This window comes from Photorhabdus caribbeanensis, from assembly GCF_018448885.1.
GTDB lineage: Bacteria > Pseudomonadota > Gammaproteobacteria > Enterobacterales > Enterobacteriaceae > Photorhabdus > Photorhabdus caribbeanensis.
Window position 1 is genome coordinate 1 of record NZ_RCWB01000090.1, and the last position, 1,889, is coordinate 1,889.

At 39.5% G+C, this 1,889-nt stretch carries 2 protein-coding genes and 2 pseudogenes; 1 reads left to right on the plus strand and 3 read right to left on the minus strand.

The genetic code is table 11. The annotated features are described in order from the left end of the window. Nucleotides 1-154: 154 nt before the first annotated feature. Nucleotides 155-487, plus strand: a pseudogene (locus EAE90_RS23040) (RHS repeat protein); the annotation flags it as partial. A 94-nt stretch (nt 488-581) separates the two neighbouring features. On the opposite strand, the gene EAE90_RS23045 reads toward EAE90_RS23040, so the two are convergent. The 3 genes and pseudogenes from EAE90_RS23045 to EAE90_RS23055 form a co-directional block, all read right to left on the minus strand. Continuing rightward, nucleotides 582-983 carry a hypothetical protein gene (locus tag EAE90_RS23045; RefSeq protein ID WP_214055430.1) on the minus strand — a complete coding sequence of 134 codons (402 nt, stop codon included), beginning with the start codon at nt 981-983 and terminating at the stop codon, nt 582-584. Between the two features lie 185 nt (nt 984-1,168). After that, nucleotides 1,169-1,771, minus strand: coding sequence for a nucleotidyl transferase AbiEii/AbiGii toxin family protein (locus tag EAE90_RS23050; RefSeq protein ID WP_214055431.1), 603 nt, complete (start codon nt 1,769-1,771; stop codon nt 1,169-1,171). Further along, nucleotides 1,772-1,889: pseudogene (locus EAE90_RS23055) on the minus strand (IS630 family transposase); the annotation flags it as partial.

Consider the following 1,889-nt stretch of genomic DNA (forward strand, 5'->3'; position numbering starts at 1 on the left):
CCAGAGAGGAATAAATTTTTGGCAAAAGTCATCGACGCAGCAGTAAAGTTCTTCTAAATTAAACATGCCTGAGGATCTCCACGATTTTGTTTTCTTTGACAAAAACTTTGATCGTGCCTCAGGCACTTAGTTCCCTTCTTAAGCAAACCTCAGGTTAAGTAGGATCTTAGGCCGGGTTATCAGCCCGCATGTCGCCGGTTTAGCCAGACAATTAGTGCATTTCAGCGTCGCCAGACCTGTTTTTGAGCCGATATTTAGTGTTCTCGGCGGGCTTGCGGGTGGCATTGGAACTGGCCTGCACAGAACGATGGGAAGAGATAGTTGGATTTCCAGAGCGTTAAGTGCTGCCGGTAGTGGTATAGATCATATTGCTGGCATGATTGGTAATCAGATCAGAGGCAGAGTCTTGACCACAACCGGGATCGCCAATGCGATAGACTATGGAACCAGCGCGGTAGGCGCCGCACGACGGCTTGTCTCTTTGTAGTTAATATTTTGTAGTCAATATTGCCGGAAATCTCCATCCAATATTGGGCGGAGATTTCTGGGTGGAATGCGGTTACTTTAATATCAAAAACAATTTAATTTTTTAATGTGTTTATAATGCTCATGGCTTGCTCTTTATCTTTTTCCCCCATTCTGAATGAAGGACTTAAAGGAGTTTGAATAGTCGCCGTGACAAGATGAGTACCTTTAAATGATACTGTCATTTGGGTGCCGATATTTTTATTGATTAAAGCATCAAAATGAGGAAAGCATTGTTTATCGTTTTTTATCGCTATTTCTATCTGGTCATTACCCCCTTCATCTGGCCCTAAATAATCGATTTTATCGGTACAAACGTGAGTTAAGATAAAATTGCCACCGGATGAAAATGCAAATTTCAATCCCTCTTCTGCTTGTGTTTGTCTGTTTGGGATATTTTTACCGGAGCACCCGGTTATGACAGAGAGCAGTAACATAATAACAAACAAATTTTTCATGATTTCAACCTCAATTTAAGGTGGAATTACTTTGTCCACGTAATGATCTCGATATACTCGTCATCTTTCAAGTTGCTTCTTTGTTGGCTGCACTCACTCACCCCGGTAACATAGTTATCTATGCTCCCGGGGATTCGCTCCCTTGCCGCTGCGATGCATCTTGAAATCTATAGGGTATAATATAGTTAGAAAACTGACGAGAAACTTACCTGATCCAATATATCGTTTGAGATCTTTTCAAAGGTTGCAAAACAGGTTTTAAAGTCGTGGGGTTGTTGATTGTAAACCATAGGAGCTACATAATCCTCAAAGCGTTGAGCGTACTTTTTATTATTTTTTAGCTGTAACAATGCATATCTCATCTCGTCAAATGGGTTATCAGTAAACTCAGGATGTTTACGGCCATATTTAGCAATATCTTCGGAAACAACTTTGATAAATATTGAAAATACATTAGCTAAATCTAGCTTGTAGTTGGTGGCTATCAGATGTACATCGTAGATATGCCTTATTAAAGTTTCATCATCCTTTTCTGGATTACGCTCAGATAATGCTGTACGTCTTAACATAGATACTATTTTTTCTACAAATGTCGATTCGATGTTAACACATAAAAACTCTTTTACCTCGGTATCACGTCTATATAGTTCAGCTACAAGCGATGAAATAGCCCGGGGATCTGGCTTTTCAAATAAAGTTGTTTCCATTAACTCAAGTTTAATAATAGGTCTTAAACAAGGGGCAATCTGATATTGTTGAGGATATCTAATTTCAATTTCTATACCCACTTAACTTGAAGATGCAGGATTCAGAATCTGAAAATTGTCATTAATACGGCGTGACAGACTCCCGGCAAGTTCCGGTAATATTTCCGTAAAAAAGTGATGTATTGCCTGCCTGAACAAG

Bases quoted from the DNA above. Each gene is read 5' to 3' on its own strand.
- EAE90_RS23045 (WP_214055430.1), bottom strand. From the start codon at position 983: ATGAAAAATTTGTTTGTTATTATGTTACTGCTCTCTGTCATAACCGGG.